The sequence below is a fragment of the Streptomyces harbinensis genome (assembly GCF_900116145.1).
Lineage (GTDB): Bacteria > Actinomycetota > Actinomycetes > Streptomycetales > Streptomycetaceae > Streptomyces > Streptomyces carpaticus.
The window spans coordinates 175,260-196,068 of the sequence record NZ_FPAB01000003.1; the positions used below are offsets into that span (position 1 = coordinate 175,260).

A 20,809-nucleotide genomic window follows, 5' to 3' on the forward strand; every position below is an offset into this window, starting at 1 on the left:
GCCGCCCCCGGCCCCACGCCGGGGGCGGCGGCTCGGTCAGGACCGCTCGGTCAGCCTGCCCCGGCGCAGGGTCAGCACCCGGTCGGAGCGGGCGGCCAGCCGCTGCGAGTGGGTGACCACGACCACGCACCGGTCCTGCTCGTGGGCGAGCGCGCGGAAGATGTCGATCACGCCCTCGGCCGTGTCCTCGTCGAGGTTCCCGGTCGGCTCGTCGGCGAACAGGAGATCCACCTCGCACGCCACGGCGCGGGCGACGGCCACCCGCTGCTGCTGCCCGCCGGACAGCCGCAGCACATTGCGGCCGGCCGTCTCCCGGTCCAGCCCCACCTGCTCCAGCACCTCCAGGGCGCGGGCCCGGCGGCTGCCGGTGGCGGGCCTGACCCGGGTGATCTCCATGGCCGCGGTGACATTCTGGAGCGCCGTCATATAGGTGAGCAGGTTGTGCTGCTGGAAGATGGTGGCCGCGTGCCGGTTGCGGTAGCGGCCCAGGCCCAGCTCCGTCAGGTCCCGGCCGGCGAAGCGGACGGTGCCCCGGGTGGGGGAGTCCAGACCGCCGGCGAGGCTGAGCAGGGTCGTCTTGCCGCTGCCGGAGGGCCCCAGGATGCTGTAGAAGACGCCCCGTTCGAAGCTGTGGTCGATGTCCTTGAGCACGGTGGTCCCGCGACGCGGGCCCGGGTAGGTGTGGCTGACGCCGTCGAGACGGAGCAGCGGCGGTCGGGGGCCGGTGCTGGCCGGGCTGCCGGTGGTCTTGGGGGTGGTCATGGGAGTGGTCACGATCCCTTCGTGAGGATGGCGCGGGGGCTGAGGCGGGTGACGGCGGTGGCGGGGACGGCGGTGGCGAGCAGGCCGATGCCGAGGCCGACGCCGCCCACGGTGGCCAGGGCCGCCGGGTCCATGCGGACCTCGATCGCGTCGATCGGGTCGGCGTTCTCCACCGGCCGCTCGCCCGGGTCGCGTCCCTCGTCGATGCCGGTGCTGCCGGGCGGCGGCGGCTCCCACGCGGCCAGCCGGTCCCGGGCCTCGGCCGCCTCACGGCCCAGCAGCGCCTGGCCCGCGCGCTGGGTGAGATCCTCGGCGAACACGGCGCTCAGCCCGATGGCCAGGGCCGCCACCGCCACGATCTCCAGGGCCTGTTGGGCGACGACGGCCCGTTTGCGCTCCCCCAGGGCCAGCAGGACGCCGTACTCGCGGCGCCGCTGCCGCACCGCGAGCAGGGTGAGCAGGGCGAGGACGGCGGCGCCCGCGAGGGCAGTGAGCCACATCGCGACGGTCGCGGTGGTGGTGACGCTCTCCAGCGGGCCGGTCATCTGACGCAGCGCCTTGTCGTTGACCGTGAGGGCGAACCCGTCCAGAGCGTCCCCGGCGATCCGCTCCGCCTCCTCCTCGAACGCCGCCCGGTCACCGGCGTCCGCCAGGAGGAACGTCGCCCCGCCGGCCTGGACCGTGCCGTCACCGGCGCCGTTCAGCCGGGCGAAGCCGCCCACGGACGCGTACAGCAGATGAGCCGGGTTGTCGTAGAACTCCGGGTCCGGCTCGGCGGTCGGGCGCGGGTCGCGGAAGATCCCCGCCACGGTGAACTCGGCGCTGCCCCCGCCCTCGTACGCGCCGACGGTCACGGTGTCGCCGGCGGTGAGGCCGTTGCGTTCCGCCAGCCGTTCCTCGATGAGCAGCAGCCGTTCGTCCCGGTCGGCGGCGCTCAGATGCTCTCCGGACAACAGGGTGAAGTTGCCGCTGCGGAAGTCCGGGAGCAGCGCCGACTCCAGGACACCGGTGACCACCATGCCGCCGGGCACCACGTCCGCCATCCCGTTCTGCGGGCCACCGGGGACGCGCTCGACACCGTCGAGGATGCCGACGTTCCACATCGTGTAGGTGTACGAGCCGACCAGCGGCGACGCGCCGATCGCGTCCAGCACCGTACTGCTGACCTGCGGGGCGACCAGTCCGCCGCCGCCCGCGCCCAGGCTGTCGAAGTCCATCTCCAGGCGCACCTCGGCGCCCACCGCGCGTGTGGCGGCCTCCTTCGCCTTCGCGGTGGCGCCGGTGATCAGCACCCCGGCCAGCACCATCACGGAGACGACGAGGAAGGCGCCCAGGGTGATCAGGGTTCTGGCCTTGCGGGACCACAGGCTGAGCCCGGCCCGTTTGATGACGCTCATGTCGAGGGGTTCTCTCAGTCGGTGTCGAGGAGGAGGGAACGGGGGTGGAGCCGGAGGATCGCGATGCCCGGGACGGCGGTGGCGAGCACCGAGATGCCCAGCGCGATCCCGGACACGGCCACCAGGTCGGCCGTGACGACGCGTGGCACGGCGGTGAGGGAGCCCGCCGCCGCTGCCAGGGGACCGGCGGTGAACCAGCAGGCCACGGTGGCGAGCGCCACGGCCGGGAGGGCGACGGCGGCCACCTCCACGGTGTGCTGGGCGATGAGCTTCGGCTTCGGCTCGCCCAGGGACAGCAGCACCCCCAGCTCGGCGCGCCGCTCCCGGATGCGGAGCAGCACGACGAGCCCGAGGATCACCGTCCCGGCCACCGTGATCACCCGGACGGTCAGCCCGGCGAAGGCGCCCACCCGCTGGAGCGGAAGCACCTGATCCCGGTAGGCGCGGTCGTTGACGCGGACGTCGGACGGGTCCGCGCCCAGCAGCCGCCCGGCCTCGGCGTGCAGGGCCTCCGCCTGGTCCGGTGAACCGATGCGGTACACCGCCGTGACGGGTTCCGCCGTGCCCGCGCCGAGCCGTTCGGCCACGGCGACGGGCACGTACAGCTGGTTCCCGGGCAGTTCGTGCGGTGGCGTCCACACCGCCGGGTCCGGCGTCGTGTCCTGGTGGACGCCGACGACGGTGAGGGGAAGGGTGGGCCCGCCGCCGGCCGGCCGGAGGCGGATGGTGTCGCCGACCTCCAGGCCGTTGCGTTCGGCCAGCCGCCGCTCGATCACCGCGACCTCGGCGTCCGCGTCCTGCGGCGTGATGCCGCGCCCGGACCGGAGCGTGCTCGACCCGTAGGAGAACGGCAGCAGCAGCCCCGAGTCCCGTACCCCGAGCAGCGCGAACGGTGGCTCCGGCTCCGGCACCGCCGCGTCCGGCGAGGGCTCACCGGCGTCCAGCGGCTCGACGCCGGAGCCCTCGGCCCCCACCGGCAGCGACGGCGTGTACCGGTGCACCTGCGGGGCGGCGCCCAGCCGGTCCGCCAGTGCGGCGGTCAGGCCCGGGTCCCGGACCGTCACATCGACGCCGATCTCCCGCCGGGCGTCCGCCTCCTGGCGTTCGGCGGCGGCGCGCAGCACGGAGCCGCCCAGCAGCAGGGCGCAGATGACGGTGAAGAGCGCGGCCAGTGCGGCCGTACCGGCCTTCCTCGCCCACAGGCTGTGCCCGGCGCGTTTGACGAAGTTCATGGTGCAGGACCCAAGCAGGGTGCCCTTTGCAGCGGGATAAGGGCGGGCGTCCTTATCCCGCCGCAATCCCGCGCGGGGTTGGATTGCGGCATGAGGGTTCTGATCGCCGAGGACCACCGCGTACTCGCCCGCACCGTCGCCACCGGACTGCGCCGCCAGGCGATGGCGGTGGACGTCACCGGCTCGGGTGCCGAGGCCGAACGGATGTGCCTGCTCACCGCCTACGACGTGCTGATCCTCGACCGGGACCTGCCGGGCATGACCGGCGACGAGGTCTGCCGGCGGCTGCGCCGGCTCGTGGACCCGCCGCCGATCCTCCTGCTGACGGCGGCCGGCGAGCTGACCGACCGGGTGTACGGGCTCACCGCGCTCGGCGCCGACGACTATCTGGCCAAGCCGTTCGACTTCGCCGAACTCGTCGCCCGGGTCCGCGCGCTGAGCCGCCGCCCCCCGGCCGCCGCCCCCGGCGTGCTGCGCCACGCGGACATCGTGGTGGACCCGGCCCGCCACGAGGCGCGCGCGGCGGGCCGGGTGCTGGAGCTGACGCCCAAGGAGTTCGCGGTGCTGCACCGGCTCACGCAGGCCCGGGGCGCGGCCGTGCCGCACGGCGAACTGGTCCGCACCCTGTGGGACGAACACCTCGACCCCCGCACCGGCGCCGTCCGCGCCGTCGTCAGCCGGCTGCGCCGCAAACTGGGCGACGGCGGCACCATCTCGCCCGACACTGGCGACGGGTACCGGCTGTGCGGCTGATCCGGAACCGGCCGTTCCGCGCCCGGCTGGCGCTGGCCTTCGCCGGGCTGTTCCTGCTGACGGGCACCGGGCTGCTGGCCTTCGTGGTGCTGCTGGCCCGGTACGGAACGGCGGAGCAGGTCAAGGGCATCGAGGTGACCCGGGGCGATTGGGAGGACACCGGAGAGGCGACCCGGGAGGCGACCGGGGAGGCGACGGGCGAACTGCTGCCCACCGGGGTGACGCAGCCCGGCGGCGGGGACGACTTCCTGGCGATCCGTCAGCTGGATCAGACCGTCCAGGCCGTCCAGGAGACGGCGTTGCGGCAGATGGTCCTGTGGTCGGCGGTCGGGCTGCTCCTGATGGCGGTGGTGGCCGGGCTGCTCGGCTGGTGGCTGGCCGGGCGGGCGCTGCGGCCGGTGGCGGCCATGACGGAGGCGACCCGGCGCATGAGCGAGCAGAATCTGCACCAGCGGCTGGCGCTCACCGGGCCGGACGACGAACTCCACCGGCTGGCCGACACCTTCGACGGCATGCTCGACCGGCTGGAGCGGTCCTTCGAGAGCCAGCGGCGGTTCGTCGCCAACGCCTCGCACGAACTGCGCACCCCGCTGGCGGTCCAGCGCGCGAGTCTGGAGGTCGGCCTGGCCGACCCGCTGCCGGACGGTCTCGCCGAGGTGCGCGAGGACCTGCTGACCGCCAACCGGGAGGCCGAGGCGCTGATCACCGCGCTGCTGCTGCTCGCCCGCAGCGACCGGGGCACCGAGGCGACCGAACCGGTGGACCTGGCGCAGGCCGCCCGCCAGGTGACGGCCGAACTGGCGGAGCCGGCCCGGGCGGCGGGTGTGACGGTCACGGTGGACGGCCCGCCGCTGACCGTCGTCGGCGACCCGGTGCTGCTGCGGCACCTGCTGACCAACCTCGTGGACAACGCGATCCGGTACAACCGCCCCGGCGGCCGGGTCCTGGTCGCCGTGGCAGACCGCGCTCTGACCGTCACCAACACCGGACCCACGATCGCGCCCAACCGGATTCCGGACCTCTTCGAACCGTTCCGGCGTCTGGGCCAGGACCGCACCGGCACCACCGGCGCCACCGGACACGGTCTCGGCCTGTCCATCGTCCGCTCGATCGCGGCGGCGCACGGCACCCGGGCCACGGCCGAGCCCGGCCCGGGAGGCGGGCTGACCGTCACGGTCCGCTTCCCCTGAGTGGGGGCGGCACGCGGCGGACGCCCGGCCGCTACCCGGGGCGGCCGGAGAAGATCAGCCACAGCGCCCCGGCCGCCCCGGCCGCCGTGAGCAGGGTCAGCGCGGTCACCACGACGCGCAGGCCCAGCTCTTCGGCGGTGGGCCGCCGTAACTCCCCGGTGCCGTACACGGTCGGCTCCGCCGGGGCGTCGTGGTCGTAGCCGCCGACGTACCGCACCAGCCAGCCGGTGCACGGCTCGCAGGACGAGAACGGGGCGTGCCGGGCGCCGTGGATCACCGGCCCCAGCCAGATGACCGGGACGCCGTCCCGGCGGCACATCACGCACAGGCCGTTCTCCCACCAGCAGGTGAGGACGCCGGTACGGGCGAACAGCTGCGGCCCCTCCGGCAGCATCACCGCACCCGTCGCAGGGGCGGGAAGTGGCGGGTCACCTCGATGGTGTGCAGCTTGCCGAGGACGTAGGTGTTGCCGTCCTCGAAGGTGAGCTTCTTGCGGGACGGGTACACCTCCCGCAACTCCCGGATGCGGTGCGGGATACCGCCGACCGCCACCACGTCCCCGACGCGGATGTCGGTGCCGTTGACGACGATCGTGCGGATCAGGGGATCGAACACGGGCCCTCCCGGAGAGTGAAGATGAGGCTCTTGCCGTTCGCGGTCCGCTCGGTCCGCCAGTGCGCGGCGAGCAGATCGAGGAGTTCGAGACCGCGCCCCGATTCGTCCTGGACGTGCGCCTGTCGCCGCACCGGAACGGCCGGGCACCGGTCGTGCACCTCCACCTGGACGGTGCCGGCGAGCGGTGAGTGACACAGCACGTCGAACGAGTCGCCTGCGGCGTGCAGGACGGCGTTGGTGGCCAGTTCGGAGATGAGCAGTTCGACGGCGTCCCGATCCACGGTGGGGAAGGGCGCGTACGCCTCCACCGCTATCCGCCGGGCACGGCGGACGGACGCCGCGACGCAGGGGTACCGACCGACAGCCAACACGAATCCGCGCTCAAGCATGGGGAGTTCCTTCCGGCCGACCGCGCACGATCAGGGCTCACGCCCAGCGACGGTATGGTGTCGGGGCGTACACAGAAGAGTGTTGGGCATATCCGCGTGAGTATGCAAGACAGTCGCGCGGATTCACCCGTTAGGGGCCGTGGGGCCCAGGTGTGCCGCGCTAGGCTGACGCGTGGCGGGGTTCGACGAAGGCAAGGGGAGAACTGTGTCGACGAGCGTCAACACCAGCGCACTGGCGATTCAGCGGGACGTCGGCGCGGAACTGCGCCGCCTCCGTCTGGAGGCCGGCTTCGCGACGCAGACGGCAGCCGCCAAGCAGTTGAAGTGCTCGCAGAACAAGATCTCGTACGTGGAGAGCGGCAAACGCTGGCCGGACGACGCGCTGCTGAAGCGGATGCTGAAGGTGTACGGCGTCGAGGAGCCCAAGCGCACCGAGATCCTGACGACCATCCGGACGGGCAAGTCGATCGACCGGTCGTGGTGGCAGGAGCCGAAGTATCGGAGTCTGATCACCGGCGGGTTCGGACGGATCTTCCCTCTCGAAGACGCCGCCGATACGCTCTGGGTGCATTCGGGAACTTACGTGCCGGGGCTGCTCCAGACGAAGGGCTACATCGAGGCGCTGGCTGCCTTCGGTCAGAAGGATGAGAGTCGGCAACATCGCGAACTTTTCGTGGAGACACGACTGCGAAGGCAGCAGATCCTGACCCGCAGCCAGCCTGTCACGCTGCAAGCATTGTTCTTGGAGTCAGCGCTGCGCCCGGTGGTCGGAGGACCGGACATCATGCGCGGCCAGCTCCAACACCTGCGCAAGATGGCTGAGCGGCCGAATGTCAGCCTGCGAGTCATCCCTTTCTCCGCCGGAGCGGGGGCGACCGCCGGTGCGCCTTTCAACGTGTTCAGATTTCCCGGAACTCACAACAAGATCGTGGCCATCCATGAGATGCCACGCGGCGATGGTGAGGTTGCAGACCCAGCTGAGGTCAGGCGCATGCGTCGGCGTTTCAGCGACCTGGCTGAAGTGGCACTGAGTACCGCAGAGACAGTTGACCTCATGGAAGAGATTGAGAAGGCGCTATGACCCACCCGAAGTCCGAACTGTACGCAGCCCCGCTTTCCGGCGAGTGGATCAAGTCCAGCCTCAGCTCGCCGAACGCCGACGCCTGCGTCCGCCTGATGAAGATAGACGGCGGTGTCGCCGTGGACGACTCCAAGCGGCCCGACCTCGCTCCGCTCCGCTACACGCGGGCCGAGCTGGCGGCCTTCCTTCAGGCGGCCAAGGCCGGGGAGTTCGATCACCTCCTGGAGGGGTGATCCTCGGACCGCCGAGACGGCGGTGCGCAACTCCCCGACCGGGGCGCAGGCTCAGCCGGGGAGCCGGTAGACCGACACGTGGGAGGGCGACTCGGCGGTGAACTCGCCGCCCGTCCAGTCCGCGTGGCGTGACTCCAGCTCGAAGCCCGCCAGTTCGGCCATGAGGTCGAGTTCGGCCGGCCAGATGTACCGGTGCGGGCTGCGGAACAGGTGGGCTTCCCGCCCCTCCCCGAACCGGAAGTGGTGCGAGACGACGTGCTGGCGCACCGGATCGTAGGTGTCCAGGCCGATGTACCCGCTCTCCGTGTTGCACACCATGGCCTGCTGGCCCGGCGGCAGTTTCCGGAGTTCGGGCACCCACAGTTCGATGACGAACCGTCCGCCGGGTGCGAGGTGGCGGGCGGCGTTGCGGAAGCAGGTGACCTGCTCGGCCTGGGTGAGGAGGTTGGAAATGGTGTTGTCGACCAGGTAGACGAGCCGGAAGGTGCCCGGCACGGTCGTCGTGGCCATGTCGCCCACGGTGACCGGGATGGTGTCCTCGTCCACCTTGGTGCGCAGTTGCTCGATCATCGGACGGGAGAGTTCGATGCCCGTGACCGGTACCCCGCGCTGGGCGAGCGGGACGGCGACCCGTCCCGTACCGATCGCGAACTCCAGTACCGGCCCGCCGTTCGCGAGTGCGGTGAGGCGGCTCACCGTGGGGTCGATGACCTCGGGCGCGAACCTGCCGGTGCCCGGACTGTCGTAGTTGCGTGCCGTTTCCTGGTCCCAGATCTCTTCCTGTGACGGAGGCATGCGGGCCAGGATTCCGGATGCCGGCACCGGTGTCGAAGCGTTTTCCGCCCGCCGGGAACCCCGAAGTGTCCTGCGGGCGCCCCCCGACACCTCCCGGGGGCGTCCGTCAGAACCTGTTCCCGGCCCAGGGTTGTGCCGGAGGTCCTTCTCGCGGTGCAATCACCACATCGGTTGGCGACTGGAGCGTGCCGCGGCGACTCCGGGTGCTCGTGCCGTTGGGTGGTGAAAGGCTCGCATGCTGGACCCGCAGTGGGTGTTTCTCAGCGCGGTGCTCGGCCTGGCGGGGAGCGTCCGGTATGCCTTCGCGACGGTGAGGGGTACGGCGCGTCCGAATGTGGTGACGTGGGCGCTCTGGGCGGCCGTACCGCTGATCGGGTTTTCCGCGCAGCTCGACGCCGGTGTCGGTTTGCCGGCCGTTCAGACGCTGGCGGCGGGTGCCGGGCCGGTCGCGGTCGTGGCGTGTGGGCTGCTGACCCGGCACCTCCTGGTGCGGATCAGTACCTTCGACAAGGTGTGCGCGGTGGTCGCGGCCATCGCGCTCGTGGTGTGGCTGGTGCTGGACCAGGCCCCGTTGGCGGTGGTGTGCGTCGTCGTGGCCGACGCCGTCGCGGCGTTGCCGACGCTCGTGAAAGCCTGGCGCGATCCGTGTTCGGAGAATCTGCTGTTCTATGTCCTGGTCGGCATCGGTGCCGCGGTGACGCTCATGACGATCACTTCGTGGGAGCCCGAGTCCTGGGCGTTCGCGGCCTATGTGTGCGCCCTGTGCACTGTGCTCGGCGGAACGGTGTTCACCCGGCGGCGAGTTCTCCGGCGAGTTCTCCAGCGGCCGGGGCCTGGTCCCGGGCACCACGGATGAGTGTGCTGTTCAGCGGCTGATGCGCCTGGACAGGCAACGGGTGCTCAGCCGCCGAGCGGCCAGCCGTGCAGGGCCATGTCCGCCACGTGCTGCAGTTCCTCGCGGGTGGCCCCGCTCGCCGCCTGGACGGCGAGGCCGTTGGCGAAGGTCATCAGGTAGCGGGCGAGCCGTTCGGGGTCGGCTCCGGGGGGCAGGTCGCCCTCGTCGACGGCCTGCCGGAGCCGGTCGCGCAGCAGGCCGACGCCCCCGTTGCGCCAGTCGGCGAGCGTGTCCCGGGCGGTACGCCCCGTCTCCCCGGCGGCCAGAGCGCCCTGGACGCCGAGGCAGCCGGCGGGGCACCCGGGGCGGGTGGAGAGCTCGACGGCGCCGTTCAGGAAGGCGGTGGCCACACCCAGGGCGGTCGGCTCCCGCAGCGCCCGGGCCACATAGGAGGCGGGGCCCTCGGTGTAGCGGTCCAGGGCCTTGCGGAACAGCTCCTCCTTGTTGCCGAAGGCCGCGTACATGCTGGTGCGGGTGATGCCCATGGCGGCGGTGAGGTCGGTGAGGCTGGCGCCGTCGTAACCCTGCTCCCAGAAGACCCGCATGGCCGCTTCGAGCGCCGCGTCGGCGTCGAATCCGCGCGGCCGGCCGATCGGCCCCTTCGGTCGTGTCTCCCGCGTGTCCCGCGTGTCCATGCGGCCACTCTACCTCTTCCGTACCGATCGGTTCGGATGTGCTACGTTCTCTTTCGGTACCGATCGGTACCGAAATCTATGGAGGGCAGTCGCATGGGGCAGCTTGAGGGCAAGACGGCCGTGATCACCGGTGGTCACACCGGGATCGGCCTGGCCAGTGCCGTACGGCTGGCGGCCGAGGGCGCGCACGTGTTCATCATCGGGAGGCGTGAGCCCGAACTGGCCGCCGCTGTCGGGACCATCGGCGCGGCATCGGTGACGGCCGTACCGGGGGACATCACCGACCCGGCCGACCTGGACCGGCTGTACGCGGCGGTCCGCGCCCGGGGACGCGGTCTCGACGTGGTCTTCGCGAACTCGGCGGCTGCCCTGTTCGCGACGCTGGAAGACACCACCGAGGAGCAGATCGACCGGGTGCTCGGCGTCAACGTACGGGGCACGCTGCTCACCGTGCAGAAGGCGCTGCCGCTGCTCAACGACGGCGCCTCGGTGATCCTCAACGCCTCGACCGCCGCCGACAACGGTACCGAGGCGTTCGGCCTGTACGCGGCGTCCAAGGCCGCCGTCCGGTCCTTCGCCCGGACCTGGGCCAACGAACTGAAGAGCCGGGGCGTCCGGGTCAACGCCATCTCGCCGGGGCCGATCGACACGACCGGGATCACGGAACTGTTCGGAGGCGAGGAGAACGCGGCTGTCGCCCGCGCCCACCTGGCGACGGACACCGCCATCGGCCGGATGGGGCACCCGGAGGAGGTCGCCGGGGTGGTGGCCTTCCTCGCCTCCGAGCAGAGCAGCTTCATGCTCGGCGCCAATGTGTACGTGGACGGGGGCGAGAACCAGATCTGAGCCGTGGGCGGGCGGGAGACGCACGGGGAGGCGGCGGGCGGCGGGCGGCGGGTACCGGCGTGGTGGTGCGGGTGTGTCGCGACGTGTCCGGCTGGCCGTCCGGGTACCGCGCCGTGCCGGGTGGCTACGGCACGGTGCCACCGGACGCCGCGCCGGATTCGAGGAAGTCCAGCACCCGGCGCCAGGTCAGCTCGGCGGCGGCCGGGTCGTGGTCGTCGAGCTGGGCGTCGGTGTAGAAGTGGCCGGCCCCGGGATAGCGGAAGACCTCCAGGGCGACCTCCCGTTCCCGCGAGGCGCGATGGAGCGCGGCCACGCTGTCCGGCGGCACGAAGGCGTCCGGTGCGGCCGCGTGCAGTTGTACCGGCGTGCCCGGGCGTACGGACGCGGGCACCTCGGCCGGGGCGTGCAGCAGCAGCACACCGGCGGTGGCGGTGCGCTCGGGCCAGAGATCGGTGACGACGCCGGTGCCCATGGAGACGCCGGCGAGCACGGTCTCGTCCGGCAGGTTCCGCAGTGCCTGCCGGGCACGGTCGGTCACCGCTGCCCAGCCCACCCGGTCGAGCAGTGCGAACCCCTGGTCAACGGTGGTCGCGGTCTCGCCGCCGAAGAGGTCGGGCGTGACCACCTGGTGCCCGGCGCGCCGCAGTCGTTCGGCGGCGAGGCGTTCCACCGGGCGCAGGCCGAGTACGGAGTGGAACAGCGCGATGTGGGCCATCGCGCCATCCTGCCCCACGGTGATGGCTGCCGCCATGACGGGCCGTCACCGTCGCCGTTGTCCTGCGGTCCTCACGCTCGGCACGGCGGTGCCGGTGCCGGTGCACGCAGCCGGGCGAGCCGGCCGCCGTACGTCCGGTCGCCGCCGCCCGGGGCGACCCGGGAGCCGGCGGGCGAGGGCCGTGCAGAGGGCTCAGGCCGGTTCGGCCGGGACGATCCGCTTCTCGAACCAGTGGTGGGCGTACGGCTCGGTGTTGAAGGCCGGGACCTCCTCGAACCCGCAGGCGTGGTACAGCCGGATGGCTTCCGTCAGCACCTTGTTGGTGTCCAGCCGCAGCAGGTCGTACCCGTGGGCCGCCGCCCGGCGTTCCAGTTCGGCGATCAGCCGGCGGGCCAGGCCCAGGCCACGGGTGGTGGGGGAGACCCACATGCGCTTGATCTCGGCGGGCGCGCCGGACGGGAGCTTCAGCCCGGCGCAGCCGACCGGCGTCCCGTGCAGCCGGGCGACGAGGAAGACGCCGCGCGGCGGACGGAGTTCGCCCGCGTCGGGGAGGAGGCTGCGGGCGGGGTCGAAGCCGGTGTCCAGGCGTTCGCTCAGCTCGGCGAAGAAGGAGCGCAGGCAGTGCTGGGCGTCCGGGTGGTCGGGGTCCACCTCGTCGAGGGAGACGGTTCCGGCGGTCAGCAGTCGTTCGGCCTCGGCCAGGGCGGCGACCAGACGGGTGCGCTGGGCCGGGTTCAGCGGTGCGAGCAGCCCGCCCGCCACCTCGTCGCTGCGCCGGTCCAGGACCGCGCACTCGGCGCGGCCGGCGTCGGTGAGGCGGACGGTGCGCAGCCGCTTGTCCTCCGGGCGCTGCTCCACGGTGATCAGTCCGGCCTTCTCCAGGGAGCGCAGCAGCCGGCTGACGTACCCCGAGTCCAGGCCCAGGCGCTCGCGCAGCCACCGCACGTCCCGTCCGTGCTCGCCGACCTCCCACAGCAGGCGTGCCTCGCCGATGGGGCGGTCACGGCCCAGGTAGTGGTCGTGGAGTACGCCGACGCGTTCGGTGATGGTGCGGTTGAAGCGGCGTACCTGGTCGATCTGTGCGGTGTCCATATCTCTGACTTTAGTCAGAGGGTTCGGCGGGGCGGTAGGCTGCCCCCGTGGCAGAACCGCTGAAGACCTGGGTGGCGGGCAGAGAGGTGGATGTCCCGAACAGCATTCCGGACATCCGGGCCGCCCTGCCCCCGCAGCGCCGGGCCGACTTCGACACGGCCATCAACGAGGCCGGCGTGCACGAGATCCACGCCGTGATGCGGCACTGGATGCTGGAAGCCGTTCCGGACCCGGACGCCGACGCCACGATGGAGCGGCTGGCCCGGGAAGAGGCCGAGCGGCACGGCGCCGGGTGAGGCATCGCATCGCCTACGCGCCGCCGGCCGACGACGGCTTGCGCAAGATGCCGCGCCGGTCGGAGTTCGAGAGCGCCATGGCGACGACGATCGCCCGCGACCCGTACGGTCACGGTTCCACCGAGGTCGGCGGCGACCGGGACCGCCGGGACGCCACGGTGGCGGGGGCCATCGTGCGCTACGTCGTGTCAGCCACGGTCCTGACCGTCACCGTCGTCCGGCTCATCTCCCTCTGATCCCTCTGTTCCCGGCGCGGGCGGCGCGGGCAGCACGGCCAGCGCGAGCCGCCGCAGCCGCGCTGGGTCGGCCAGCACCTCGTACCCGCTGATCAGGCCGTCCCGGACGGTGAAGGTGAGCGCGAGCAGCAGGCGCCCGCGCGGGGCGATGACGGCGCCCACCTGGCCGTCGATCAGGGCGGGTTCGGCCAGGTGCGCGCGCCGGGCCAGGGCGGCCGTCCCGCGCGCCACGGCGTCCGCGCCGCGCAGCTCGCGGGCCGCGCCCGGCGGGAGGGCGGCGGCGTCCGCGCGGCGGACCACGTCGGGCGCCAGCACCCGGAGGACACCCGGCACATCACCGGCGCGCGCGGCGGTCAGGAACGCCGTGACGAGGTGACGGCGGCGGGCGAGTTCGGCCGCCGGGACGGCGGGGGTGCCGCGTACCTTGTGGCGTCCCCGGCTGGCGAGCTTCTTCGCCGTACCCGGTGTGCGGTCGATGAGCGGCGCGATCTCCTGGAACGGTACGGCGAACATGTCGTGCAGGACGAACGCCACCCGCTCGGCCGGGGTCAGGGTGTCCAGCACCGCCAGCAGGGCGTGGCTCACCGCGTCGGCGCGGACGGCGGCGTCCTCGGGCGGGTTGTGCCGGGCGGCTTCCGCCTCGATCACCTCGTCCAGGCCGACTTCGCGCCGCGCGCCGCGCGAGCGGAGGATGTCGAGGCAGATCCGGGTCACCACGGTCCGCAGCCAGCCGGGAAGGTTCTCCACCTCGGCCGGGTCCACCCGGCCCAGCCGGAACCACGCTTCCTGGACCGCGTCCTCGGCCTCCTCCCGGGAGCCGAGCAGCCGGTGGGCGAGGGCCCGCAGCCGGCCGCGCTGTGCCTCGAACCGTTGGGCCAGCCCGTCCCGTCCGTCCCGTCCGTCCTGTCCGTCCACCGGTCACCTTTCTCCGTGCGTCCCCGTCACCTCTGATGACGTATCCGGCGTGGCCGAAGTGACAGGAGAAGAGCCATGACGTCCTTGCTGCATCTGGACTCCAGCGCCGATTGTTCCGGCGGTTCGCTGAGCAGGGAGCTGACCGCGCTGTTCGCGGCGACCTGGCGGGAGCGGCACGAGGGAGGTGAGTACCGCTACCGGGATCTCGTCGCCGATCCGGTGCCGCCGCTGGACAGCGCCTACTGCGCGCTGGGGCGGCGGGTTGAGCGGCACGGCTCGGTGCCGCCGGAGCGGGTCGCGGCCCTGGCCGAAGGGGTGGCGGAGCGGGCCGCGTGGGAGCTGACCCGGCCGCTGATCGCCGAACTGCGCGCGGCGGGGACGGTGGTGATCGGGGCGCCGATGTACAACTTCACGGTCGCGGCGTCGCTGAAGGCGTGGATCGACCGGGTGACGTTCCCGGGGGCCTTCGAGGGGGCCGGGCTGCTGAACGGGAAGCGGGTGGTCGTGATCAGCACCCGCGGTGGCGGGTACGGGCCGGGGACGCCGCAGGAAGCCAACGACTTCGTGACGCCCTATCTGCGGGGGTACTTCGGCCGGCTGGGGGTGACCGGGGACGACCTCCGGTTCGTGTGCGCGGAGCTGACGCTGGCGGAACTCGCCCCGCACCTGGCATCCCTCCGCCCGGCCGCGGCCCGCTCGCGGGAGGCGGCACGGGTGGAGACCACCGCGCTGGCCGCGCTCTGACACGGCGGCGCGCCCGGGGGCGCGCCGGGAGCGCGGGGCCGGGCTGACCGGGGGGTTGCCCGGCCCCGTCCGGGTCCGGCCCGGTACCGCCCGGGCGGTACCGGGCCGGACCACGGTGGCGGCGCGGGCCGTCAGATGCCGTACGAGCGCAGCAGACGGGTGAGCTGACGGCCGGTGGCGAGCAGGGGGGCCTCGGAGCGGGTGACCTGGGCGGTGACCTCGGCGCCCTCCAGGGCGGAGATGACCGTGGTGGCCAGTTCGCGGGCGTCCTCGGGCGGGTACCCGCCGGCCAGCAGCTTGTCGTGGACCAGTCCCTCCCACTGGCTCAGCGCGTCGGCGCACGCCTGCTGGATCTCCGAGTCCGTGCCCAGGGTCTCCAGCGCCGCCGCCGTCACCGGGCAGCCGTCGATCCAGCCCGACTCCCGCAGGCCGGTGGCGAGTTCGCGGGCGCAGGCGGTGACCGCGTCCGCCGGGTGGTCCTCGGCGGCCAGTGCGCGGCGCAGCAGTTCGGCGAACTCCGCGCCGCTGTGCCGGATCGCGGCGACGGCCACCGTCTCCTTGCCGCCCGGGAAGAAGCAGGACCGGCAGGACCGGAAGGACCAGCAGACCGTCACCGTCATCGGACTCGGCCCCATGGGGCAGGCGATGGCGGGGGCCTACCTCGACCGGGGATACGCGGTCACCCTCTGGAACCGCACCGCCTCCCGCGCGGACGCGCTCGTCGCGCACGGCGCCGTCCTCGCCCCGAGCGCGGCGGCGGCGCTGGAGGCGGGCGAGCTGGTGGTGCTCAGTCTCACCGACTACGCCGCCGTGTACGCCGTCCTGGAGCCCGCCGCCGGGGCGCTGAAGGGCCGGACGATCGTCAACCTCAGCTCGGACACCCCGGAGAAGACCCGGGCCGGCGCGGAGTGGTTCGCCGGGCACGGTGCCGTACAGCTCACCGGCGGGGTCACCGTCTCCCCGGCGGGCGTCGGGCAGGAGGAATCGGTGATCCTCTACAGCGGTCCGCGCGCGGTGTTCGACCGGCACCGGGCGGCGCTCGACGTGCTCGCGGGCGTGGCCGACCACCGGGGCGAGGACCCCGGTCTCGCGGCGCTGCTGTACCAGATCAACATGGGTATTTTCTGGACCGCGATGCTGAGTTACTGGCAGGCCATCGCGCTCGCCGAGGCCAACGGGCTGAGCGCGACGGACATCCTGCCGTTCGCGACCGACACCTCCGACTCGCTGGCCGGGTTCTTCACCTTCTACGCCGGGCGGATCGACGCGGGCGACCACACGGGTGACGTGGACCGGCTCGCCATGGGCGCCGCCAGCGTCGACCACGTGCTGCACACCATGGCGGACGCCGGCGTGGACACCACGCTCCCGGCCACGGTCGCCGCGCTGTTCGAGCGCGGGATGGCGGCCGGGTACGGCGCCGACAGCTTCTCGCGGGTGATGGAGCTCATCCGGGCGAGCTGACCCGGCGCCGGTAGTGGCGGGCGGCGCGGGCGCGGTCGGCGCACGAGGGCTTGCACCACTCCTGGCGGCCGTGGCTCTTGACGAAGTAGCGGACGCAGCGCGGCGCGGTGCAGGCGCGCAGCCGCTCGCGTTCGGGGCCGGTCAGGAAGGTGATCGCGGCGCGGGCCAGCGCCGCCACCAGCCGGTCCTGAGGGGTGGCGGCCGAGGGGAGCGCGCCGGCCGCCGGGGCGCCGCCGGCCGGCCAGTGCAACTGCGGTGTGACGGGCTCCAGGGCGGCGGCGGCGTTGAGGCGGGCCAGCGCCTCGTCGTGCGGCAGCAGCCGCTGGGCGTCGGCCGGGCTCGGCGGGCCCGGGCTGACCGCGCGGGCGAACAGGGCGCGGACGGCGGCCCGCAGGCCGGTGATCCGCAGCCGCAGCCGTTCGTCCGCCCGTACCGCCCCGGTGGGCAGTCCGTGTGCCGTGGCCAGCCAGTCCGCGAGGCCGGCGACCGTGGCCAGGTCGTCGGCCACGCCGCCCGCGCCGTCGTGCCGGATGGTGCTCGCCAGGTCCAGGGCGGGCCAGCGCTCCTCCATCGCGTCCCTCTCTCCGCTCACTTGATGACTTCGGCGCGGTCAGTCTATGGTCCTCACGGTAAAACGAGAAATTACCGTGAGAAAGGACCGCGGCCGTGCTGCTGCTTGCCCAGATCAGTGATCTGCACCTGGACGGAACCGAGCGGGCCACCGAACGCGCCACCCGGGTCGTGCGGCACCTGCGCGACCTGCCCCGGCCCGTCGACGCCCTGCTGGTCACCGGCGACATCGCCGACCACGGCACGGCCGAGGAGTACGCCGAGGCGGCCCGGATCCTCCAGCTGCCGCTCCCGGTGCTGACCTGCCCGGGCAACCACGACGTCCGCGCCCCGTACGAGGCGGCGTTCGGACCGCGCAACCAGGTGCACCGCCTCCCCGGCGTCACCGTCCTCATGTGCGACGTCACGATCCCCGGCCGGGACGAGGGCCGGCTGGAGAAGGAGACCCGGGCGTGGCTTGAGGACGTCCTCGCCGACCCGGCCGACCGGGACACCCCCGCGCTCATCGCCTTCCACCAGCCGCCCGTCGCCCTCCACCACCCGCTGCCGGACGCCGGGATGCTCCAGAACCCGGACGACCTGGCCGCCGTACTCGCCGCACACCCCCGGGTCGCCGCCGTCCTCACCGGCCACGCGCACACCGCCGCCGCCTCCGTCTTCGCCGGCCGCCCGCTGCTGGTGGCGCCCGCCGTCACCTGGACGCTGCGGATGCCCTGGGAAGGCGACCGGCCCGCCGACCGCGACCAGCCACCGGCCCTCGCCTACCACCTCCTCGACGACGCCGCCCGGCTCACCACGCACTTCCGCGTCGTCCCGTGACGGGCTTCGCCCTGGCGATCCTGCCGCTGGTCATCACGCCGGGAGCCAGCCTGACGCTGCTCATCCGGCATGTCACCGAAGGCGGACGGCGGCGGGCGCTGCCCGTCGTCCTCGGCATGGCCACCGGCCTGTACACCCATGCCCTGCTCGCCGTCGCCGGGCTCTCCGCCCTCGTCATGCGCTCCGAGACGGCGTTCACCGTGGTCCGGGTGGCCGGGGCCTGCTACCTCATCGGACTCGGCGTGTGGACCTGGCGCTCCGCCGGCCGGGAGCGGAGTGCGTCCGGCCGCCGGCAGCGCTGGCGTTCCCCGTACCCGCAGACGCTGTTCGCCACGGTCCTCAACCCCAAGGCGGCCTCGGTCTACCTCACCCTGGTCCCGCAGTTCCTCACCCCGGGGCGACCGCTCGCCGGGCAGATCCTCGCCCTGGCCACCGTGCAGGCCGTCATGGTCTCGCTGTGGCTCACGGCCTGGGCCCTGCTGCTGCCCCGCACCGCCGCCCGCCCGGGCGGCGAGCGCTTCCGGCGCACGGTCGGCCGGATCGCCGGCGCGATGCTGATCGGGCTCGGCGGGTGGGGCCTGATCAGCTGGTGACGCCGGGCCGGCCCAGGTGCGGGGCAGAGCAGGAGCGGCGATGAGTTTCCGGGTCCGCTCCGGTCTGCCCTTCCATGGAGACACAGCTGGACTTGGAACCGGCCGCGCGGCAGGCAGCGGCACTGCTGGACGGGGTGCGGGAGCGGCACTTCGACGCGCCGACGCCGTGCGCCGTGTACACGGTGCGCGATCTGCTCCGGCATCTGCTGGGGCTGACGGTCGCGTTCCGGGACGCCGCGCGCAAGGACTTCGGCCCCGCGACCCGGACGGACCCGGCGGACCCGGACGCTCCCCGGCCGGAGCCGGCCGGGGACTGGCGGGGGCGGCTGCGCACCCAGCTGGACGAACTGGTGGCAGCCTGGCGCGAACCGGCGGCGTGGCGGGGCGAGACCGAGGCCGGGGGGATCACGCTCCCGGCGCCGGTGGCCGGCGCCGTGGCCCTGAACGAGGTGTTCCTGCACGGCTGGGACCTGGCGCGCGCCACCGGGCAGCCGTACCGGGCGGACGAGGCGACCGCGCGGGCCTCGCTCGCCCTGCTGGCGCAGTCGGCGGACGCGGCGGAGCGGGCGGCCACCGGCTTCGGTCCGGCCGTCCCCGTACCGCCGGACGCCCCGCTGCTGGAGCGGGCGGTGGCGTGCAGCGGGCGGCTGCCGTCCTGGAGCCCGGGCGGCCGGTGATCCCGGTGCCCGGGCCGGTGTCCGCACCCTCCGGCCGGGGGCGTACCGCGCGCCGGGGGGCACGGGCGCGGCCACCGTCTCCCGGTAACGACAAGGCCGCCCCGCCCGGGAGATCCCGGGCGGGGCGGCCTTGTCGTTACCGTGCGGCGTCGCGGCGTCGCGGCGTCCCCGAGGCGGTGCGGGTCAGACCGTGCGCATCGCCAGGACCACGTTGTGGCCGCCGAAGCCGAAGGAGTTGTTCAGCGCGGCGATCCGGCCCGCCGGCAGCTCGCGCGGCGCGCCGCGGACGATGTCCGCGTCCGCCACCTCGGGGTCGATCTCGTCCAGATTCCGGGTGCCCGGGGCCGTCCGGTGGTACAGCGCCAGGACGGTGGCCACCGTCTCCACGCCGCCCGCGCCGCCCAGCAGGTGGCCGGTCATCGACTTGGTGGCGGAGATCGCCACGTGGTCGAGGTCGTCGCCCAGCACCTTGCGCATCGCCTTGATCTCCGCCACGTCGCCCTGCGGCGTCGAGGTGGCGTGCGCGTTGACGTGGACCAGTTCCTTCGGGTCGAAGTCGGTGGTCTCCTGGAGGTGCTCCAGCGCCGCCGCGATGCCCCGGCCGGTCGGCTCGGGCTGCGCGATGTGGTGGCTGTCGGCCGACAGGCCCTGGCCGATCACCTGGCAGTAGACCCGGGCGCCGCGCCGCGCCGCGTGCTCGGCGGACTCCAGTACGACCACGCCGGAGCCCTCGCCCATCACGAAGCCGTCGCGCGCCGTGTCGTAGGGGCGGGAGGCGCCCTGCGGGTCGTCGTTGTTCTTGCTCATCGCCATCATGTTGGCGAACGCCGCGATCGGCAGCGGGTGGAGGCACGCCTCCGTACCGCCCGCGACCACCACGTCGGCGCGGCCACTGCGGATCATCTCCACCGCGTAGCCCAGCGCCTCGGAACCGGACGCGCAGGCGCTGACCGGGGCGTGCACCCCGGCCCTGGCGCCGATCTCCAGGCCGACATTGGCGGCCGGGGCGTTCGGCATGAGCATGGGCACGGTGTGCGGGGAGACCCGCCGCGCGCCCTTCTCCTTCAGTACGTCGTACTGGTCGAGCAGCGTGGTGATGCCGCCGATGCCGGAGGCCACGACCGCGCCCAGCCGCTCCGGGCTCACCTGCGACTCGTCCTCGCCGGCCTTGCCGGTGAAGCCCGCGTCCGCCCACGCCTCACGCGTCGCGATCAGCGCGAACTGCGTGGAACGGTCCAGCTTGCGGGCCAGCGGCCGGGCCAGCACCTCGGTCGGCTCGACCGCGATGCCCGCCGCGAACCGTACGGGCAGCTCGGCCGCCCACTCCTGCTCCAGGGGCCGTGCGCCGGACTTTCCGGCCAGCAGGGCTTCCCAGGTTGACGCGCTGTCGCCACCCAGCGGTGTGGTTGCGCCGATGCCGGTGACAACCACCGTTCGATTGGTCGCGTTCACGGGACTTTCCTATCCGCTCGTCAGGTTTCAGAGGTACAGGGGTACCGCGCCACCACTGGGTGGCGACATGCGTCGGTGCCGACGGTGCGGCGGTTCAGCTCTGGTGCGTGAGGATGTAGTTGGCGGCGTCGCCGACGGTCTTCAGGCCCTTGACGTCGTCGTCCGGGATCTTGACCTCGAAGCGCTCCTCGGCGGCCACGACCACCTCGACCATGGACAGCGAGTCGACGTCCAGGTCGTCGGTGAACGACTTGTCCTCAAGCACATCCTCCGCGGGGATCCCGGCGATCTCGTTCACGATCTCACCGAGACCAGCGATGATCTCTTCCTTGGTGGCAGCCATTGCCGCGCTCCTTCAGTGTGCTGCGGTGGGTACCGCATCTGGGTGATGAAACGGCCCGGCGCTCGCCGTG

The 20,809-nt window shown here is 73.2% G+C and carries 27 protein-coding genes and 1 pseudogene; 13 read left to right on the plus strand and 15 right to left on the minus strand.

The features are described from left to right. Window positions 1-36: 36 nt before the first annotated feature. The 3 genes from BM385_RS08530 to BM385_RS08540 are packed head-to-tail and all read right to left on the minus strand — an operon-like array spanning window position 37 to window position 3,391. Window positions 37-774: an ABC transporter ATP-binding protein gene (locus tag BM385_RS08530; protein WP_237751270.1), complete on the minus strand. Its 738-nt coding sequence runs from the start codon at window positions 772-774 to the stop codon at window positions 37-39. Further along, window positions 771-2,159 carry an FtsX-like permease family protein gene (locus tag BM385_RS08535; RefSeq protein WP_019433140.1) on the minus strand — a complete coding sequence of 463 codons (1,389 nt, stop codon included), beginning with the start codon at window positions 2,157-2,159 and terminating at the stop codon, window positions 771-773. The genes BM385_RS08530 and BM385_RS08535 overlap by 4 nt, the downstream gene beginning before the upstream one ends. A gap of 14 nt (window positions 2,160-2,173) precedes the next feature. Then, window positions 2,174-3,391: an ABC transporter permease gene (locus tag BM385_RS08540; protein ID WP_019433139.1), complete on the minus strand. Its 1,218-nt coding sequence runs from the start codon at window positions 3,389-3,391 to the stop codon at window positions 2,174-2,176. 90 nt (window positions 3,392-3,481) lie between these two features. Between BM385_RS08540 and BM385_RS08545 the strand changes: the two genes are divergently transcribed. Together BM385_RS08545 and BM385_RS08550 are read left to right on the plus strand one after the other, a co-directional pair. Further along, window positions 3,482-4,144 (plus strand): response regulator transcription factor, encoded by a 663-nt coding sequence (locus tag BM385_RS08545; RefSeq protein WP_019433138.1) that lies wholly within the window; start codon window positions 3,482-3,484, stop codon window positions 4,142-4,144. Further along, the gene (locus BM385_RS08550; protein WP_019433137.1) at window positions 4,135-5,334 is read left to right on the plus strand and encodes a sensor histidine kinase; all 1,200 of its coding nucleotides are present in this window, start codon (window positions 4,135-4,137) and stop codon (window positions 5,332-5,334) included. Before BM385_RS08545 ends, BM385_RS08550 begins: the two co-directional genes overlap by 10 nt. A 31-nt stretch (window positions 5,335-5,365) precedes the next feature. Here the strand turns inward: BM385_RS08550 and BM385_RS08555 are convergent, their stop codons facing one another. The 3 genes from BM385_RS08555 to BM385_RS08565 are packed head-to-tail and all read right to left on the minus strand — an operon-like array spanning window position 5,366 to window position 6,338. Next, on the minus strand, window positions 5,366-5,728 hold the full coding sequence (locus tag BM385_RS08555) for a hypothetical protein (protein WP_019433136.1): 363 nt from the start codon (window positions 5,726-5,728) through the stop codon (window positions 5,366-5,368). Then, on the minus strand, window positions 5,728-5,949 hold the full coding sequence (locus BM385_RS08560) for a hypothetical protein (protein WP_019433135.1): 222 nt from the start codon (window positions 5,947-5,949) through the stop codon (window positions 5,728-5,730). Before BM385_RS08560 ends, BM385_RS08555 begins: the two co-directional genes overlap by 1 nt. Beyond that, complete coding sequence (locus tag BM385_RS08565; protein ID WP_026047316.1) at window positions 5,934-6,338, minus strand: ATP-binding protein; 405 nt, start codon at window positions 6,336-6,338, stop codon at window positions 5,934-5,936. Before BM385_RS08565 ends, BM385_RS08560 begins: the two co-directional genes overlap by 16 nt. A 172-nt stretch (window positions 6,339-6,510) precedes the next feature. On the opposite strand from BM385_RS08565, the gene BM385_RS08570 reads away from it, so the two are divergent. Together BM385_RS08570 and BM385_RS08575 are read left to right on the plus strand one after the other, a co-directional pair. Further along, the gene (locus BM385_RS08570; RefSeq protein WP_237751269.1) at window positions 6,511-7,419 is read left to right on the plus strand and encodes a helix-turn-helix domain-containing protein; all 909 of its coding nucleotides are present in this window, start codon (window positions 6,511-6,513) and stop codon (window positions 7,417-7,419) included. Continuing rightward, window positions 7,416-7,652, plus strand: coding sequence for a DUF397 domain-containing protein (locus tag BM385_RS08575; RefSeq protein WP_019433132.1), 237 nt, complete (start codon window positions 7,416-7,418; stop codon window positions 7,650-7,652). The genes BM385_RS08570 and BM385_RS08575 overlap by 4 nt, the downstream gene beginning before the upstream one ends. Window positions 7,653-7,703: 51 nt before the next feature. Here BM385_RS08575 and BM385_RS08580 read toward each other — a convergent pair whose 3' ends face one another. Continuing rightward, entirely contained in the window at window positions 7,704-8,447 is a 744-nt protein-coding gene (locus BM385_RS08580) for a class I SAM-dependent DNA methyltransferase (protein ID WP_093842684.1), read from the minus strand. Between the two features lie 235 nt (window positions 8,448-8,682). Between BM385_RS08580 and BM385_RS08585 the strand changes: the two genes are divergently transcribed. Further along, window positions 8,683-9,303, plus strand: coding sequence for a hypothetical protein (locus BM385_RS08585; protein ID WP_093842685.1), 621 nt, complete (start codon window positions 8,683-8,685; stop codon window positions 9,301-9,303). Between the two features lie 44 nt (window positions 9,304-9,347). Here the strand turns inward: BM385_RS08585 and BM385_RS08590 are convergent, their stop codons facing one another. Beyond that, window positions 9,348-9,977 carry a TetR/AcrR family transcriptional regulator gene (locus BM385_RS08590; RefSeq protein WP_093842686.1) on the minus strand — a complete coding sequence of 210 codons (630 nt, stop codon included), beginning with the start codon at window positions 9,975-9,977 and terminating at the stop codon, window positions 9,348-9,350. Between the two features lie 93 nt (window positions 9,978-10,070). Here BM385_RS08590 and BM385_RS08595 point away from each other — a divergent pair, with 93 nt between their 5' ends. Then, on the plus strand, window positions 10,071-10,823 hold the full coding sequence (locus tag BM385_RS08595; RefSeq protein ID WP_093842687.1) for an SDR family NAD(P)-dependent oxidoreductase: 753 nt from the start codon (window positions 10,071-10,073) through the stop codon (window positions 10,821-10,823). Window positions 10,824-10,947: 124 nt separating this feature from the next. Here the strand turns inward: BM385_RS08595 and BM385_RS08600 are convergent, their stop codons facing one another. Both BM385_RS08600 and BM385_RS08605 read right to left on the minus strand, forming a co-directional pair. Next, entirely contained in the window at window positions 10,948-11,574 is a 627-nt protein-coding gene (locus BM385_RS08600) for a dienelactone hydrolase family protein (RefSeq protein WP_254791487.1), read from the minus strand. A 156-nt stretch (window positions 11,575-11,730) separates the two neighbouring features. Then, entirely contained in the window at window positions 11,731-12,630 is a 900-nt protein-coding gene (locus BM385_RS08605; protein WP_019433126.1) for a bifunctional helix-turn-helix transcriptional regulator/GNAT family N-acetyltransferase, read from the minus strand. Between the two features lie 47 nt (window positions 12,631-12,677). Between BM385_RS08605 and BM385_RS08610 the strand changes: the two genes are divergently transcribed. Further along, entirely contained in the window at window positions 12,678-12,926 is a 249-nt protein-coding gene (locus tag BM385_RS08610) for a hypothetical protein (protein ID WP_019433125.1), read from the plus strand. Then, complete coding sequence (locus tag BM385_RS08615) at window positions 12,923-13,162, plus strand: hypothetical protein (RefSeq protein ID WP_019433124.1); 240 nt, start codon at window positions 12,923-12,925, stop codon at window positions 13,160-13,162. Before BM385_RS08610 ends, BM385_RS08615 begins: the two co-directional genes overlap by 4 nt. On the opposite strand, the gene BM385_RS08620 is transcribed toward BM385_RS08615, so the two are convergent. Then, complete coding sequence (locus BM385_RS08620; RefSeq protein ID WP_093842689.1) at window positions 13,115-14,077, minus strand: sigma-70 family RNA polymerase sigma factor; 963 nt, start codon at window positions 14,075-14,077, stop codon at window positions 13,115-13,117. The two genes, BM385_RS08615 and BM385_RS08620, sit on opposite strands and share 48 nt — an antisense overlap. 75 nt (window positions 14,078-14,152) lie before the next feature. Between BM385_RS08620 and BM385_RS08625 the strand changes: the two genes are divergently transcribed. Beyond that, window positions 14,153-14,821: an FMN-dependent NADH-azoreductase gene (locus BM385_RS08625; protein ID WP_093842690.1), complete on the plus strand. Its 669-nt coding sequence runs from the start codon at window positions 14,153-14,155 to the stop codon at window positions 14,819-14,821. 131 nt (window positions 14,822-14,952) lie between these two features. Here the strand turns inward: BM385_RS08625 and BM385_RS08630 are convergent. After that, window positions 14,953-15,396: pseudogene (locus tag BM385_RS08630) on the minus strand (LmrA/YxaF family transcription factor); the annotation flags it as partial. Between BM385_RS08630 and BM385_RS08635 the strand changes: the two are divergent. After that, window positions 15,380-16,285, plus strand: a complete 906-nt coding sequence (locus BM385_RS08635; protein WP_093842944.1) for an NAD(P)-dependent oxidoreductase — start codon at window positions 15,380-15,382, stop codon at window positions 16,283-16,285. The pseudogene BM385_RS08630 and the gene BM385_RS08635 sit on opposite strands and share 17 nt — an antisense overlap. Here BM385_RS08635 and BM385_RS08640 read toward each other — a convergent pair. Continuing rightward, on the minus strand, window positions 16,269-16,856 hold the full coding sequence (locus BM385_RS08640; RefSeq protein ID WP_093842691.1) for an ABATE domain-containing protein: 588 nt from the start codon (window positions 16,854-16,856) through the stop codon (window positions 16,269-16,271). The two genes, BM385_RS08635 and BM385_RS08640, sit on opposite strands and share 17 nt — an antisense overlap. A 98-nt stretch (window positions 16,857-16,954) precedes the next feature. On the opposite strand from BM385_RS08640, the gene BM385_RS08645 reads away from it, so the two are divergent. The 3 genes from BM385_RS08645 to BM385_RS08655 all read left to right on the plus strand — a co-directional run bounded on the left by BM385_RS08645 (window position 16,955) and on the right by BM385_RS08655 (window position 18,944). Then, the gene (locus tag BM385_RS08645; RefSeq protein ID WP_175542967.1) at window positions 16,955-17,674 is read left to right on the plus strand and encodes a metallophosphoesterase; all 720 of its coding nucleotides are present in this window, start codon (window positions 16,955-16,957) and stop codon (window positions 17,672-17,674) included. Next, complete coding sequence (locus BM385_RS08650) at window positions 17,671-18,267, plus strand: LysE family translocator (RefSeq protein WP_019433117.1); 597 nt, start codon at window positions 17,671-17,673, stop codon at window positions 18,265-18,267. The genes BM385_RS08645 and BM385_RS08650 overlap by 4 nt, the downstream gene beginning before the upstream one ends. A gap of 74 nt (window positions 18,268-18,341) precedes the next feature. Continuing rightward, window positions 18,342-18,944 carry a TIGR03086 family metal-binding protein gene (locus tag BM385_RS08655; protein ID WP_093842692.1) on the plus strand — a complete coding sequence of 201 codons (603 nt, stop codon included), beginning with the start codon at window positions 18,342-18,344 and terminating at the stop codon, window positions 18,942-18,944. A 183-nt stretch (window positions 18,945-19,127) separates the two neighbouring features. On the opposite strand, the gene BM385_RS08660 is transcribed toward BM385_RS08655, so the two are convergent. Beyond that, entirely contained in the window at window positions 19,128-20,396 is a 1,269-nt protein-coding gene (locus tag BM385_RS08660; protein WP_026047314.1) for a beta-ketoacyl-[acyl-carrier-protein] synthase family protein, read from the minus strand. 94 nt (window positions 20,397-20,490) lie between these two features. After that, a complete protein-coding gene (locus BM385_RS08665) occupies window positions 20,491-20,739 on the minus strand; it encodes an acyl carrier protein (RefSeq protein WP_019433114.1) in 249 nt (82 codons plus the stop codon). Window positions 20,740-20,809 lie beyond the last annotated feature (70 nt).